Raw genomic sequence first — 16922 nt, forward strand, 5'->3', positions numbered from 1 at the left:
AAACTCAAATCCTCCCCCTACTCTAACGCTTTACTGCCTAAAACTGGAAATAAATAAAAGGTTGAAAATCGGCTGCATAGGTTTGGTAACAGACAATTGCTACCGCTATCACCACTACAGCTTTAATAACCATATTGCTTTTAATAAATGCGTTTTCTATCCAACCTTTGGTACGATACGGTAACCAGTGAGTAATATACCCCAAAAGCATAACAATAAATACAATACGATACTCCCACAATACAGCCAGGGCATTCTGCCAATCCATATTAGTGACTATTTGCTGATAAAAGCGATCAATATGATCCATACTGTTCCCTCTAAAATAGATACGGGTAAAGGTGATAAACACAAAAGTTAGTGCAATTCTCCATAGCAAGACATACCAGGCTTTAGATTCTTCATACGGGCTTATCTTACGCCAATATTTGTATGCTACAATTCCGATACCATTAAGTCCGCCCCAGATTACAAATTTCCACGAGGCGCCATGCCATAATCCACCGACCAACATAGTAATCATAATATTTACATTTCTATTAAAATGCCAGGCCAATCTGGGTGAGAACAATGTAATAATAAGCATAGCACCAATTCCCGAAGCTGCCAATAGTGCTATCGCATAATCAGATATTGCAAAAACTCCTAAAAATGTAAAAATCAGTATAAATGTATAGGAAAAAATAGAGCCATTACGATTACCTCCAATAGGTATATATAAATAATCTTTAAGCCAGCTGGATAGCGAAATATGCCAACGCCTCCAAAAATCGCCACAGTGAATCGCCTTATATGGCGAATTAAAATTAACCGGTAGTTTATAGCCCATAAGCAGTGCCAACCCAATAGCAATATCGGTATACCCAGAAAAATCACCATAGATTTGTAGTGAATACCCAAACATCGCCATGATATTCGTAAAACCAGAAAACATCTCGGGAACATCAAATACCCGATCCATAAAATTGGCTGCAATATAATCGGCAAATAACATTTTTTTGATCAAGCCCTTTAGGATCATAAAAGTTGCCTGACCAAATTCTTTTTTGGTAATCGTAATTTCTTTTCTGATCTGAGGCACAAAATCAGCAGCTCTTACTATGGGTCCAGCAACCAACTGCGGGAAAAAACTAACAAAAAATCCAAAATCAATAATAGATGTTAAAGGTTTGATTTGTTTTCTATAAATATCTACACTGTAACTAATCGTTTGAAATGTGTAAAAAGAAATCCCCACAGGAAGAATAATTTTATCTACCGTAAAGTAATCCACCCCACTCCAGGTATTAGTCCAATGCGCCAGGTAATTAATAACTTCGTAATCGGTCTGAAAAAGGAAATTATATGAATCTGTAAAGAAATAAGCATATTTAAAATAACAGAGTGTTCCCAGGTTAATAATCACACTTATAGCAACCAATGTTTTTTGAACCAGCACCGATCTACTATTATAAATAGCTCTACCTAAAAAGAAATCATTGACCGTACTAAATAGTAAAATACCTATAAAAAGACCACTGGTTTTATAATAAAAAAGTAGACTTATAGCAAAGAGATAAGCACTTCGTAGATTTTTTTTGCTATATACTATAGCATAAATAAAATATATTACTGCAAAGAAAATCCAGAAGTTCGCTTGTGTAAAGATCAACGGAAAATCTTCTGAAAAAGAAAATATGTCAATAAGTCTATTCATTAATTACCTGATTCAAAATAGAGTTTGGCTCTAATTGCAATTCGTTTTCCCATGAATGCGCCAGTGCCTGTAACAAAAGATCTGCTTTTATACGATATCCCATAACCGTAAAATGAATACGATCTCTGGGCATTAGTTTATTTGCATACCAATCTTTTGAAGAATTAAAACCTCCCATGATTTCATAAAAATCCCAAACCGCCATTTCTTGCTCTTTTGCCACTTCATAGATAATCTTTTGAGCAATCCTGGTTCTTGGGTTCGGAAATTTCTTTTTATAATACGAATCATTAGGTACGGTAAGCAATACAGCACAATTAGGATTTGCCTTTTGTATTAATTTAATTAAATCTGTATAGTATGCTTTATATTCATCCGGATTAAAATCGGGGTGATATGCATCATTGGTACCAATAGATACTATAAATAAATCTGGTTTGTAGAGCAATAACTGGTCATCAAAAAAGCGACATCTTTTATAATACGAAAAACTCCCCCCATTTACCCCAATAGAAGTATATTGAATCCCATTATTATCGTTCATTAATTCGATACCCATCATCAAAAACTCGGCTTTTTCTTCATCTTTAATTTTGCGAATACAAAACTCAATTTCTTCAACACTTTTATGCAATGTATATTCTATAAAATGTGCTTCTTTATTTTCTTTAATTGCGGATACCAGCGAATCTTGTTTGAAAGATATTTCATAGTCATCACTCCAGTTATCATAAAAAATCCTGATTTTATTAAAATCGTACATCTTTTCATGATAATTATTTCCATTTGCTATGATTTTCACATTCGATATACTGTCTTTAAAAACTGCTGTTACTCCCGATAATCCCCAGGCAACGCTGTCTTTTCGAACCGAACATCGATATCCTTTCCATTCGCCATCATATTTTACTCTATAATTACCAGGATTATTAGTCTTGGCAATACTAAACGGATAAATAAATCCTCGTTGCCCTTTTGCACTAGGACTCATCATCTGGAGGTAAGATCGTAATCGATTCGAATAAATATCTGCTTGTATATGAGATCCTCCAATATGAAAAACGTGCAAATCTTCTTTTCCACCTTTTGCAATGGTGTCTAATTTGCGAAAAAGTGTTTTAAATGCCGGTGAATTTTCTGCCATTTTTATAGTATTGGCTTTCCAATTCACAAAAGGGTATTTATTTTGTATGGTATCTATAACATAGGTTTGTGCCATCAAAGGCAATGTTAAAAGCCATACATAAAAGAATAATTTGTTACGTATCATCATGGTTATTAGGTTCTTTGAGGTCAAGGTATAGGGCTGTAAAAAATAGTTCTGAAATTATTTTGGTTCCTTTCCAGGTAAAATGCATATAATCTTTGGCGGTTAATTTTTCGTCTACCCATAACTTCATTGCTCCTTTTCCGCCCATAGCATCATACATACTCCAATACGCTACATTATTTTCCAGGCAAGTTTTCATTAATTCAGCATTAAGATACGGCAATAATGGGTAGGTTTCCATTTTACCGTTTACCGGAAGACACATATCTGTAGGTCCTATAAATAAAACGTTGGTATTTTTTGCTCGTCTTCTAATCCAATCTATCTGTCTGGCAATTCGTTTAGTATACTTGGTTACATCGGTAGAATCTTTAAGATATGGCATTGTATTACCGCCATATTGCATAACAACAATTTTGGGTCTTAATTGCCTCATCATTTGGCTATAGATAGTCGCATTAGAGCTTGTAAAAACGGTTCCCGAAGCACCACGCATCGCTACATTATCGATTTGCACTCTAGATCCTCCATCCAACGTTAATCCATAAAAATCGGCGCTTACCTTACCTTCCAGTTCAATTTTGAGATCTGTAGGTGCAGTCGCTGTTCTTATTTTATATTGATGGTATTTGCCATCTGCAATCAAATCATCTTGCTGAATTAAAACTCCACCATTATATACCGATATTTTGATCGGAAAGTTACAATTACCATAATGCAAACCAATATTGGTAAAATACCTGAATTTTGCATATGCTTTCTTAGACTTCCCTATTTTTACAGAAGCTTTGATGATTGGTAAAGAATCAACCATAGTACTATCCGGAAGTTCTTTTTGATATGCTGTAAAACGAGAAGCAGAAAGATATGCTCCATATTTTCGATCTGAAAACTTTTTTTGGGTTGGATCAAAAAGTGCATAACGTTGCCAATTTTCGCTTGGTTCTATAATAGCACTTATTTGGTTATACACAGGTAATACAGGAAGAAATCCAGGGCCACTACCACCATACATCCCCTGAAGTCTGTTACGAAGATATCCTGTAATACGATCTCCTTCGATCTGAGAATCACCATAATGTATAATTCTACATGACCTGGAAGATAGTTTTTCTCTCAACTCATCTGCAAAATCGGGATTACTCTCGGGGTATTTGATCCTAACAATACGAGTCGTATCAATTTTTGAGAAGTCAGGAAGCTTTTTAATTTCTTCTGTTAAGGCAATATCTTTTTTACTTTCATCGGTTTCGATATCCAGAGGAGTTACAATCTGAGTAACCTCTAGAATATCTTGTCTTGTAAGTGATGAATCTTTTTCTAATCCCAAAAATGTAGTATGCGTGGGGTATTTAACCGAAATCCCTTCATATGAGAATCCATCATCCTGTGTTTGAGCTTTTTGAACGCCTCCTTTTTGACTTAAAAACATGAGTCCAAATAATACTCCTAATATGAATAGGATAAATAATGATATTTGAATAGGCCTGACTCTCAATGTTTCCCGGAAATGTTATTGTATTGTAAAAATAGAAAGATTTTCTAAACTACAAAGGAGTTTCATTGGTATACGATATCATCATCATATATAAAAGGATAAAAAAAGAGTCATATTGTTGAATATGACTCTTTATATCATTGATTATAAATAAAATGATAAACTATTTTTGACTAAGCATCAATCTCGATTCCACCTCCTGAGCCACCACATTGTCTTGCATTGTGTATTATCGCTGGGTAGTTTAAAAGGCAAAAATGACTAGCTCCAGAAGGTTGACTGGCAGTTGTACCAGGACAATTACAATCAAGTCTGCAAGGGCCTAAGTGAAAAAACGGATAGCAATTTCCTCTTGATCCACCACCAGAGATGGATTTTTGTGCTTTCTTACTAATTTCTGTGGTTCCTTTAAGGTTTAAGAGTTTTTTAAACATAATACATGAATTAAAATTAAAAGATCCTTGAACATTTAACGACACCAAGGTTTATGTCTATTCATTAATAAAGAGTAATTGTAAAATTTAAGTTTAATAAAAAAACAACATCTGAAAAATTCGGTACAATGTATTTATTATCGAAGGGTAGGTATATCAAACAATACTCCTAAAAGTAAGAAATTCAGCCATATAAACATATTAAGCATATGTTATATTTTGAAGAAGGTAATAGTTGTAAGTGCAATTACTTCAAAAAAAAGAATGTACTCTATATTACTATGATGACTAAATAGAAGAAAATTTAGTTCAATTACATCTGGAGGTTTCAATAATCAAATCTCATCTATCCAATATATATACAAAATTTCAAGTCAAAAACAGAAGTCATCCTAAAAAACTAATCAACAAAGAAAAACATAAAATATAGTTTTCTTATATAAGTACTAGGTCTTTTTTATATAGGTACTAGTTCTTTTTTCAACCTACTCTAGGCATTTTATAGTTTTTTTCAGTTATACTTTTGCTTAAAAAGCAATATAATGAAAAAAGCAACCCTAATTGTACTGTCCTGTCTAATCATTACAATAGTAACAAGTAGTTGTAATAAAAAAGAAACACATAATCAAAACTCTGCTATTGCTAATAGCAAAACCACTAATACAAGTGATACCACCACCAAAATAAAAGCCCCGGAAATTGAACTAAAGGAAATTTACAACAAACCAGATAATATCCTCCCTACCCTTACATCTCTTAAAGGAAAAATTGTAATTCTGGACTTTTGGGCAACCTGGTGTGCTCCTTGTATTGAAGAATTCCCAAAAAACAATGCTTTATATAACAAATACAAAGATAAGGGAGTGCATTTTATAGCTGTTACTGATGACCCTAAGGAAAAAGTGGAAAATTTCTTAAAAAATGTTTCCTTGGATTTCTGGATCGGAAGAATAGGTAACCAAACATCAAAAGATTATAAGATTAGATTCTTGCCTAGTATAAAGATTATCAATACCGATGGTGATATTGTATTTGAAGGTTTGCGTATTACAGAAGAACTTATACAAGAAGTACTGGAAACCAATACGATCATCTCGGAAAAAAAGACAGAACCTATAACAGAAAACAACACCAAATTAAATGAAATAGCTTTTACATCTGGGTTTTCCCCTGGTGAAGATCCTCTCTACATTGATTTTGTTAGGCAAATCCTAAAAAAAGAAACAACACCCAAAGCAAACCTAAGCAGCCTGGTGATTCGTAAATCACCATATACAAAAGGAACTTATGGGTCTCAATCTGATACGAAAAAGGGCTATGTAGGGGCAACGATCGTAGGACAAAACCTTAGTGATATTTATAAATTTATAAAACTAGGTACAGGTACAGTTAATGCTTTTAGAATAAAAAATAAATCTAAAAATACCGACCTTTATGATATTGTGTATTCTAAAAAACAAAAGGGAAATAGTAGAGAAAAAGCTATGGATGAAATACAAAACGAACTTATGAACTCATTATCAATAGAATTTAAAACTATTGAAAGCAAACAACTCGTGAACAAACTTAAACTTGCTTCTCCAAGCCAATATATCACCACAAAGGATAAAATAGAAGACGGAGCTACGAAACTTTACACTCCAATTGAGGAACTTGCCTCTCAGTTTGAGGATACCTCTAATGAATTCTTTGTTATCGACACATCACTAAAAAACGTATTGATTTATTCCTATGACATAGATTTGAAAGTTATTGAAGAATCTACAGATCCTTTAAAAGAAATTCAAACTTACCTACAGGACAAAGGTATAACAATCAATAAAACCGAAGAGTTGGTTCAGACTTTTGAGATTATCGACTCGCAATAATTCATTTTTTTCTTCAAAAGAAAATTTTAAGAGAGCCTTCAAAAAGTAACTCATAACACACCAGCCTATTAAACTTTATAACCTCACAGATTTTGAAAATCTGTGAGGTTATATATTTTTATAGTACAATCCAAAGTATGTCTAAAGAGAAGAAATTAATTTCTTTACATCATTTACTACTCCCTGATATTTGCTTCGATTGGGTTTTGACATATGTTGAGATTCTATCAGGATTTCGGATAGAATTTCTTTAGCATCTTCAATTTTTCCTTTTTCTACCAAAAATTGAGCAAGTGTATATCGTTCCTGGTAATTAGAATATCGTTGATCAATTTGTTTTAGTTGCTCTTCTGCTTTTTCTGACTGCCCTATTTCTTCTAATGCCAAACCATATAAAAACTGACTTCGGGATCCTTTAAAATCAGATTTAGCCATTATCTTCTCGGCACAAAAGATAACTTTATCATAGTTTTTGGTTTGATAGTACCCTTCGATCAATTTTTTGATGACACCTGTATCTTCATCATAATTGGTACTAAGTGCCACTTCGTATTCGTTTATAGCATTAGGATAATCTTTTATTTCTAATAAAGCATCTGCCAAATTTACCCGATTCTGAAATGTTTCAGCAAAATCTAATTGTTTTTGTAAATCATCAATCTTCTTGGTAGGATTAATCACGTTCACAATCTCATCCTGAACCACATCCAGATCTTTTTTACTAAATACCTGTGTCAAAAGATAGATAACACTCCCTAGCACCGGCAAAAATATAATTACAAAAAACCAGTAGTAATTGTTTTTATTCTTGACGGCATGGTAAATACAAAAGCCTTGTAAGGCAATAATTAAAAAATATGGCATGATGTAAAAATAGACAAAACTATTTAAGCATGACCACCAAATCATCTGCATTTACCATCGTACCTGATTTAAGAACAATTTTCTTAATCACTGCATCTTCATTGGCCGTGATGGTGGTTTCCATTTTCATGGCTTCGATGATAAATAGTGGATCATTCTTCTTTACGTCCTGACCAGTTTTGACTAATACAGAAGATAATGATCCTTGTAAAGGGGCACCTATCTGTTTAGCATCGGCCTTATCAATTTTGGCATGTATTACTTTATCTACCTTAATCGAATGATCTTGTATCTCTACATTTCTGGTTTGACCATTTACTTTAAAGAATACAGTTACTTTACCATCATCATGAGGCTCTCCTACCGATATTAATTCTATTAACAGTATTTTTCCTTTATCAAGTTTTATAATAATTTCTTCTCCGGGTACCATTCCGTAAAAAAAGTTTTTGGTTGGGATGGTCATCACGTTACCATACTTTAAGTGATGATTGTAGGCTCCTGTAAAAACTTTTGGATACAGCTTATAGGAAAGGAAATCTGTAATATCCAGTTCTCTTCCCATACCTTTTTTGAATATTTTGACAAACTCTGTAAATTCGGTTTCAAAATCAACAGGTTCCAGATGTGCATTGGGTCTGTTTGTAAATGGTTTTTGATCTTTTAGTATTGATTTCTGAAGGTCTTTTGGGAATTCGCCAACGGGCTGCCCTAATTCTCCTTTAAACAAACTAACCACCGATTGTGGATATGAAATGGTGTCTCCTCGCTCTTTTACATCTTCTATGGTTAGATTATTACTTACCAGATATTGCGCCATATCCCCTACTACTTTAGAGCTTGGTGTTACCTTCACAATATCTCCAAAAAGCTCATTTACTTCTCCGTACATTTTAGTAATTTCATGAAAGCGATCTGCTAACCCTAATCCCTGTGCCTGTGGTTTTAAGTTAGAATATTGTCCTCCTGGGATTTCGTGTTGATATACTTCTCCTGTTCCTGCTTTTAGTCCAGACTCGAAAACATAATAATATTCTCGTACAGCCTCCCAGTAATTAGAATACTCATTTAATTTAGAGATATCCATAACATTCTCACGCTCATGAAATCTCATCATTTCTGTTATCGCATTAAAATTAGGTTGTGCTGTTAACCCTGATAACCCACCTAAAGCAACATCTACAACATCTACACCTGCTTCAATTGCTTTGAGATATGTTGCTGATTGTACCGAAGAAGTATCATGCGTATGTAGATGTATAGGAATATTAATTTCAGATTTTAATGCCGAAACCAATTCATAAGCGGCATATGGTTTTAATAACCCTGCCATATCTTTGATTCCCAGGATATGTGCTCCTGCATTTTCGATATCTTTGGCTAGCTGAATATAATAATCGAGAGTATACTTCGTTCGATTTGGATCTAAAATATCTCCTGTATAACATAAGGAACCTTCGGCAAGGCCCTGTGTTCTGGTACGTACATGTTCGATACAGGGAGCTATGGATTTCATCCAGTTTAAGGAATCAAAAATTCGAAATACATCTACTCCATTCTCCCAGGATTGTTCTACAAATTTCCCTATCAAATTATCAGGATATGCTGTATATCCTACGCCATTAGAGCCACGAATCAACATTTGAAGCAACAGATTGGGCATTGCTTTTCGTAGCGAACGAAGTCTTTCCCACGGATTTTCTTTAAGGAAACGAAGGCAGACATCAAAAGTAGCTCCTCCCCAAACTTCCATACTAAAGATTTCGGGATGATTTTTAGCAAATCCTTCTGCTACTTTAATCATATCATAGGTACGCATTCTGGTTGCCAATAAACTTTGATGCGCATCACGCATTGTAGTATCTGTAAAATGAATTTTCTTTTCATTCTTGAGCCATGCTGCAAACTTCTCTGGTCCTAATTCGGTAAGTAAATCTTTGGTTCCTTTTGTATATCCCGAGGTTTCTTCAAATTTTGGAACTGTAGGTACTACAAAAGTTTTTGCATGGTCAATCTTTTTAACATCAGAATTACCATTAACGATAATATCTCCTAAGAAATTGGCCAATTTGGTTGCTCGATTACGAGGTTCTTTAATAGTGAATAATGATTTGGTATTCTGAATAAAATTAACGGTTACCTCTCCTTTTCTGAACGTATCGTGCCTTAGGATATTAGCCAAAAATGGCATATTGGTTTTTACACCACGTATTCTAAACTCAGACAGCGCTCTTAACATTTTTCTGCATGCACCATCAAGAGTTCTGCTATTTGCCGAAACTTTAACCAACATCGAGTCAAAGAATGGCGAAATAGTTACTCCCTGATACACACTACCAGCATCTAACCGAATCCCAAATCCAGAAGCACTACGATAAGTTGTAATAGTCCCGTAATCGGGTTTAAAATCATTCTCGGGATCTTCTGTTGTAATCCTACATTGTAATGCAAACCCTGTTGTTTTTATGCTCTCCTGACTTTCAATTTTAATTTGTTTATCAGATAATTTATATCCTCCTGCAATAAATACCTGAGCTTTGATCAGGTCTATTCCTGTTACAATCTCTGTCACTGTGTGTTCTACTTGTACACGAGGATTTACTTCAATAAAATAAATACTTTGATCTTCATCTACCAAAAATTCTACAGTACCGATATTATTATAATCTACTGCTTTACATATTGCAAGAGCATACGTATACAAATCCTGTTTTATAGATTCGGATACTCCAAAAGAAGGGGCATACTCGATGACCTTTTGATAGCGTCGTTGTACCGAACAATCACGTTCAAAAAGGTGTACCATATTACCGTGATGATCTGCTACGATTTGTATTTCGATATGTTTTGGGTTCTCTACAAACTTCTCTAAAAATACGGTATCATCTCCAAAAGCATTTAAGGCTTCTCTTCGGGATTCTGGATATGCTTTTTCGAGTTCTTCATCATTTCGAATCACTCGCATCCCTCGGCCACCACCTCCAGAAGCAGCTTTAAGCATTACAGGGTAACCAATACGCTTCGCTTCTTTTAAAGCAATTTTTACATCTGTAAGATCCTCTTTATTACTCTCTATGATAGGAATATCATTCTCGATTGCCACTTTTTTAGCAGTAATCTTATCTCCCAGAGAACGTAAAACCGATACTTTAGGTCCAATAAAAATGATATCATTTTCTAAACATTGTTGTGCAAATTCTGCATTCTCAGAAAGAAATCCATACCCAGGATGAATTGCATCTACATTATTGCTTTTGGCAACCTTTATAATGGCCTCTACATTTAAATAAGGCTTTAATGGTTCATTATTTTCGCCAATCTGATATGCTTCATCCGCCTTGTACCTGTGTAAAGAATATCGATCTTCGTAGGTATACACTCCTACTGTTTCTAATCCAATTTCTGTACAAGCTCTAAAAATACGGATTGCAATTTCCCCCCGATTAGCTACTAAAACTTTTTTGATTTGCATGATATAAATTATGAGTTAAAACCATTTTTAGCGAACATTCGCTACGAAGATATTCATAACAAAAATGCTGTGCAACAGTAATGTTAAAATTGATATAAATAAAACCAATCTGTGATATCCTTAACAATATTTCAATCTTAATTGATTCTATAACAATAACATCTTATAACATAACCTTAACACAAATTAACTACACTCTTTATAAGATTCTGTAGGTTATAGTCGTTTACTGATCATACGTCCCAAAACAAATTTTCAATTTATTAATTAAAGCCTTTAACAATGAAAAAAAGAGTTTTTGCCTATGCAGGCCTGTTATTTATAAGCTGTAGCTTCTTGCTAAGCTGTAGTAATGACGATGACGCAACACAAATACCAACTACTGCGGTTACAACTTCTAAACAATATAAAGACATCACATCTGCCAATGAAGAAATCAATTCTGTAGTAGAAAATGTTTTTAATACCGAAACTAATATTGGTAACAAATCTTTTTCTAATATAAAAACACCTGAGTGTGCAACAATTACTTCTGAAGTAACAGATGAAAAGAAAACAGTCACTATTGATTTTGGAGATAATTGTGAATTACCTAATGGTGAAGTAATTTCTGGTAGAATTCAGATGAGTTTTAGCCTTAAACTCGATGCAGAGAGTAAAATAGAAATTAGTTATACCCTGGATAAGATCGTCTATAAAGATATTACTGTGAGTGGGACTGCAACTACTATATTTTCTTTTAACAGTGACACAGGAAACACCAAATTTACTACAAATTCTGACTTTACATTTGCATGGGCAGATGGACTTTCGGCAACTAGTAAAACAAATTTTGCGACAGAATCTTTCCCAGGAAATAGTAATCCAGATACACCTCCTAATCTAATTTTTTATAGCTTAACTACTGGTAGTAGCCTCACTCAGTTTAGTAATGGTGATCGATTTGCTGTAGAGATTACAACTCCTCTACGTAACGAAAGTTCATGCCAATATACTGTGAGTGGCGTTATAGTAACTACAGAAAATAGTGCGGTTATTACGTTGAACTATGGTGATGGAGAATGTGACAATATCGCAACTCAAACCGATGCAGATGGTAATGAAACCACAATAGAATTATAACAAACACCCTGTAATAAGTAAAAAAAACCGTTTCAAAAAGACTTTTTGAAACGGTTTTTTGATTACTTCTGTATCTTATTATAATACGCTTTTTCTGTTACTTCGGACCATTTGGAGATCTTCTCTTGAAAGCTTGAATAGCTTTCATATACTTCTTTAGAAAGTGGATCATCTCCTATCATTTCCTGGATGGCTTCATCGGTAAATCCTCGCAGAGCATCTAGGGTTTCTTTAGAAAATTCACGAATCTCTACACCTTCTTCATGTATTAATTTATCGAGATAAATCCCATTTTGTCTATCAAACTCTGCCAAAACCCATACTTGTGCCCGTTTAGAAGCCGCTTCTAAAACGGCTTGTAGATGTGGAGGCAAACCATCATATAGGTTCTTATTAATAAAAAACTCAAGTTGTGAACCAGTCTCATGCCATCCTGGTGTATAATAGTATTTTGCAATTTTATGAAACCCCATTTTATAATCGTGATACGGGCCAATCCATTCGGTAGCATCGATAACTCCTCTTTCTAAGCTTGTATACACCTCGCTACCTGCAACCAAAACTGCTGCTCCACCGGCTTTTTCTAATACTTTTCCTCCAATACCCGGTAAGCGCATTTTTAATCCTTTAAAATCTTCTACAGAATTGATTTCCCGGTTAAACCATCCTCCCATCTGTACACCTGTATTTCCTCCCATAAAGGGTACGAGATTAAATTTGGCGTATGTCTTTTTCCATAATTCATATCCTCCTCCTGTTTCTAGCCAGGAGGTAATCTGTTGGCTATTCATCCCAAATGGTACGGCTGCAAAAAACTGTGCTGCCGGGGTTTTTCCTGCCCAATAATATGCTGCTCCACATCCCATCTCAATAGTTCCCTGGGATACTACATCAAAAGCTTCTAATGGGGGTACTAATTCTCCTCCGCCATATACTTTTATTTTTATCTGCCCATTAGACAATTCGTCTACCCATTCTGAGTATTTCTCTGCAACTTCACCTACTACCGGAAAGTTTGGTGGCCAGGTAGTCGTCATTTTCCAATAAAACACTTTGTCTGGTTTAGTTACATCATACGAAGTAGTACGCATACTCGCCGGCGGATCCCCCAAACAAGAAAGAAATAACACTACTGTGGCTACTAAGGTTAAATACCTTAAAATTTTATGTTTTTGGATGATAACAAACTTCATAAGACTTAGTACTATATTATTAAACATCTTTAGAAATAGAAAAAGGGTATTCTTTTATCGTTTCTAAAGGATACATTTTAGTATTCTATTTTGATATAAAAATAATTTCAGGAAAAAATACAACTACACCAACAATAATTAATTGAATAATGATAAAAGGTATAATTCCTTTATAAATCTGACTGGTTTTTACATGATCTGGTGCCACACCTTTAAGATAAAACAAAGCAAAGCCAAATGGTGGTGTTAAAAACGACGTTTGCAGATTTAGTGCTATTAAAATCCCGACCCACAACATATCCATATCAAAAGCATTAAAAATAGGAGTTACTACCGGCACTATAATAAAAACGATTTCAATAAAGTCAATAAAAAAGCCTGCAATAAAAATCACTACCATCACCAATAGCAAAAACATAAGAGGTGTTAAATTAGATGACATAATCAATTCTTGTAGATATGCATCCCCTCCCAGTGTTCTGAACACTAAGGTAAATGTAGTTGCTCCTAAAAGAATAAAAAACACCATCGATGTTAGTTTTGTAGTTTCCTGAGCTACTTCTTTTAGAATTTTAAACGAAAACTTTTTTTGAATTACAGTTAATAAGGTTGCACCAATAGCTCCGATAGCAGAGGCTTCTGTAGGAGAAGCTATACCCGTAAAAATAGACCCCAACACCAGTACAATTAAAAGTATTGGCAAGAAGAGTACTTTTAGAATTTTTGAAGTAAAATTAGCTCCTCTAAATGCCGCAATCTCTTCTGCAGGAATACTGGGTGCATCTTCTTTGTGAATAAAAGACTTTATTAAAATGTATATAATATATAATCCTACCAATATCAAGCCTGGTAGTAGTGCTGCAGAAAATAACGCTCCTACATCTACAGAGGCCGATCCTCTTGATGAGCTATTGATTGTGTCTGCTAATAATACCAATACAATCGATGGTGGAATGATTTGTCCTAATGTTCCCGACGATGCTATCACTCCCGTTGCAAGTTCTGTTTTGTATCCTCTTTTAAGCATTGTAGGCAGACTTATTAATCCCATTGTCACAACTGTTGCTCCCACAATCCCGGTAGATGCAGCAAGTAAAGCACCAACAATCACTACAGAAATTGCCAAACCACCACGTACACGCCCAAACATCATTGCCATAGTTTCTAACAAGCTCTCTGCAAGACCCGATTTTTCTAACATTATCCCCATAAAAATAAACAGAGGAACCGCCATTAGTACATAGTTATTAACTACGCCCATAATTCTTGCCGGAAGCAAATAAAATGTAGACATTTGAAACACTTCTGGGGCAAAAATAGATACCCCAAAGGCAAAGGCTACCGAAATCCCTCCTAATGTAAAAGCAACTGGATATCCTCTTAGAATTAGAATGAAGATAATTACAAATAGTAGTATTGCCAGGTATTCCATTTCTAATTCTTATTAAAAATAATTTGAATTGATTTCAACATATGGGATATTCCTTGAAGTAACAGAAAAATAAAACCCAGAGTAATACAAAATTTAAGTATGTATAGGGCCGGTAAGCCTCCTGGTTGAGGAGAACTCTCTCCTATCATAAAAGAAGATAACCCATAATACCAGGAAGAAACAATAACCACATAACACCAGGGAATAAGCAAAAGAGCTCCCCCTAAAAGATCTACCCACGCTTTTCCTTTTCTAGAAAGTTTGGTATAAAAAACATCTACCCGTACATGTTTCTCGTATTTAAAAGTATACCCAGACGCTAGAAGAAATAGCATCCCGAAGAGATAAATTTCTATTTCGATCATCCATACATACGTAAATTTGAAGATATAGCGAATAATTACATCAAGACCAATGACTATTGCCAGTAACGCTGCTACCCAACTAACCAGTACTCCTATTTTCTCACCAACTCTGTCGAGAAAATTGATAATTTTTTGCATCTAATGATTTGTGTTACTAATATCTGGGTTGAAGATACTAAAATTAGATGCATTTGAAAACGGAAGTAAGTAATTGAACTCATCCTGAATAATGCTTTTGCCTACAAAATCCACATTTTGCACTCTAATTTTGTTATTTTTTTTCAACGTAGCTAAGGCTATGCTGAAAAAAAATAACTTCATTATAGCACAAAAGCCAAACTTTTCGGCTTAAAACCACTACTCAGGATGAGTTCATTGTTAAATAACGTATCGAAGATTTTCGAAACTCACATATGTATTAAAATTATCATATTAAGTTACCGTACAAAAACCAATTCATTAGGTTTAGTCGTATATTCTTCACTAAACCCATACCCTTCATAATTAAACCCTTTTAAATCTTCAATAGTTTCTGCACCAGTGTCTATAATGTACCGAACCATCATACCTCTGGCTTTTTTGGCAAAGAAGCTTATCATTTTAAGTTTGTCTCCTTTCCAATCTTTAAATTGTGGAGTAATCACAGGTACTTTTAATGCTTTTTTATCTATTACGCTAAAATATTCATTACTTGCCAGGTTAATAAATAATTCATCATCCTGTAATTCATCATTGAAATACTGGGTGATTGTTTTTTTCCAAAACTCGTATAAATTATTTTTTCGCCCCACTTTTAATTTAGTCCCCATCTCAAGACGGTAGGGCTGCATTAGATCTAAAGGTTTTAGAACTCCGTATAATCCAGAAAGTATTCTTAATTGATCCTGTAATGTGTCTAATTTTTTTTCGGGAATAGTATACGCATCTAATCCTATATACACATCTCCATTAAACGAATATACTGCAGGTCTTGCATTTTCCTTTGTAAATGGGAGGTGAAACTCCTGATTACGTTGCCAATTAAGTTGTGCCAACTTATCACTTATACTCATTAGGTCAGACAATTTTTTAGGTGTTTTTTTCTTTAATACACCATTTAACTTTTCTATTTCTGTAAGAAAAGCCGGAGTCGTATACTGCTGAGTTGGTAATGTGGTTTCAAAATCTAATGATTTAGCGGGAGATATTACAATTTTCATGTAGGTGACTTTTTTGTTTTTCAAAAATACAATTGTCTATGGACAATTAAAATCTATACCTGTATTTATTCTCTATTTAGGTATTTGCAAAAGTTATTTTGATTTCAGAATATATTCTTCTATCTGTTTAATGAACGTTTCTTCATCTTTAAATGCAATCAGATTTCTATCGGGATCGTAGAATTTTGCTACTTTTCCCCAATGGTGTTCCTGATAATCAACGGCTACTCCTTTTCTCTTTAAATGGTTTGCTACTCTTTGTACATTATCTACATTCATTCGTATGCAGCTAAATGTCTTTGCATTCATTTCAGTCATTTTCAGATAATCTTCTCTGTCTTCTTTTTCAACCATTAAATAGGTCCCATACAAATCAAAACATGTTAATTCATTATTTTGAAATAAAATAGGCAACTCCAAAATAGTTTCATAAAACACAATAGATTCCTCATATTTTTTAACATATAAAATAATCCCGGTTCTTTTAATTTTCATTAAATCAATCATAG

The 16922-nt window shown here is 34.1% G+C and carries 13 protein-coding genes; 2 read left to right on the forward strand and 11 right to left on the reverse strand.

The window, feature by feature from the left end; genetic code table 11:
• Positions 1 to 37: 37 nt before the first annotated feature.
• The 4 genes from DK441_RS05100 to DK441_RS05115 form a co-directional block, all read right to left on the reverse strand.
• Entirely contained in the window at positions 38 to 1696 is a 1659-nt protein-coding gene (locus tag DK441_RS05100; protein WP_109097789.1) for an MBOAT family protein, read from the reverse strand.
• Positions 1689 to 2969: a GDSL-type esterase/lipase family protein gene (locus DK441_RS05105; protein ID WP_109097790.1), complete on the reverse strand. Its 1281-nt coding sequence runs from the start codon at positions 2967 to 2969 to the stop codon at positions 1689 to 1691. The genes DK441_RS05100 and DK441_RS05105 overlap by 8 nt, the downstream gene beginning before the upstream one ends.
• The gene (locus tag DK441_RS05110) at positions 2956 to 4398 is read right to left on the reverse strand and encodes a GDSL-type esterase/lipase family protein (RefSeq protein WP_109097791.1); all 1443 of its coding nucleotides are present in this window, start codon (positions 4396 to 4398) and stop codon (positions 2956 to 2958) included. The genes DK441_RS05105 and DK441_RS05110 overlap by 14 nt, the downstream gene beginning before the upstream one ends.
• A 239-nt stretch (positions 4399 to 4637) precedes the next feature.
• A complete protein-coding gene (locus DK441_RS05115; RefSeq protein WP_109097792.1) occupies positions 4638 to 4898 on the reverse strand; it encodes a hypothetical protein in 261 nt (86 codons plus the stop codon).
• 542 nt (positions 4899 to 5440) lie between these two features.
• On the opposite strand from DK441_RS05115, the gene DK441_RS05120 reads away from it, so the two are divergent.
• Positions 5441 to 6766 (forward strand): TlpA disulfide reductase family protein, encoded by a 1326-nt coding sequence (locus DK441_RS05120; RefSeq protein ID WP_109097793.1) that lies wholly within the window; start codon positions 5441 to 5443, stop codon positions 6764 to 6766.
• A 141-nt stretch (positions 6767 to 6907) separates the two neighbouring features.
• On the opposite strand, the gene DK441_RS05125 is transcribed toward DK441_RS05120, so the two are convergent.
• Positions 6908 to 7630 (reverse strand): CDC27 family protein, encoded by a 723-nt coding sequence (locus tag DK441_RS05125; protein ID WP_160111959.1) that lies wholly within the window; start codon positions 7628 to 7630, stop codon positions 6908 to 6910.
• A 19-nt stretch (positions 7631 to 7649) separates the two neighbouring features.
• Positions 7650 to 11102, reverse strand: coding sequence for a pyruvate carboxylase (locus DK441_RS05130; protein WP_109097795.1), 3453 nt, complete (start codon positions 11100 to 11102; stop codon positions 7650 to 7652).
• Positions 11103 to 11384: 282 nt separating this feature from the next.
• Between DK441_RS05130 and DK441_RS05135 the strand changes: the two genes are divergently transcribed.
• Entirely contained in the window at positions 11385 to 12224 is an 840-nt protein-coding gene (locus DK441_RS05135) for a hypothetical protein (protein WP_109097796.1), read from the forward strand.
• Between the two features lie 62 nt (positions 12225 to 12286).
• On the opposite strand, the gene DK441_RS05140 is transcribed toward DK441_RS05135, so the two are convergent.
• From DK441_RS05140 to DK441_RS05165, 5 genes are all read right to left on the reverse strand, one after another.
• Entirely contained in the window at positions 12287 to 13417 is a 1131-nt protein-coding gene (locus DK441_RS05140; protein WP_235015712.1) for a TRAP transporter substrate-binding protein, read from the reverse strand.
• A gap of 85 nt (positions 13418 to 13502) precedes the next feature.
• Positions 13503 to 14849: a TRAP transporter large permease subunit gene (locus DK441_RS05145; RefSeq protein WP_109097797.1), complete on the reverse strand. Its 1347-nt coding sequence runs from the start codon at positions 14847 to 14849 to the stop codon at positions 13503 to 13505.
• A 2-nt stretch (positions 14850 to 14851) separates the two neighbouring features.
• Positions 14852 to 15352, reverse strand: a complete 501-nt coding sequence (locus DK441_RS05150; protein WP_109097798.1) for a TRAP transporter small permease subunit — start codon at positions 15350 to 15352, stop codon at positions 14852 to 14854.
• 299 nt (positions 15353 to 15651) lie between these two features.
• Positions 15652 to 16413 (reverse strand): peroxide stress protein YaaA, encoded by a 762-nt coding sequence (gene yaaA, locus DK441_RS05160; protein ID WP_109097800.1) that lies wholly within the window; start codon positions 16411 to 16413, stop codon positions 15652 to 15654.
• A 93-nt stretch (positions 16414 to 16506) separates the two neighbouring features.
• Positions 16507 to 16908, reverse strand: coding sequence for a VOC family protein (locus tag DK441_RS05165; protein WP_109097801.1), 402 nt, complete (start codon positions 16906 to 16908; stop codon positions 16507 to 16509).
• Positions 16909 to 16922 lie beyond the last annotated feature (14 nt).

The organism is Aquimarina sp. AU58 (genome assembly GCF_900312745.1).
GTDB lineage: Bacteria > Bacteroidota > Bacteroidia > Flavobacteriales > Flavobacteriaceae > Aquimarina > Aquimarina spinulae.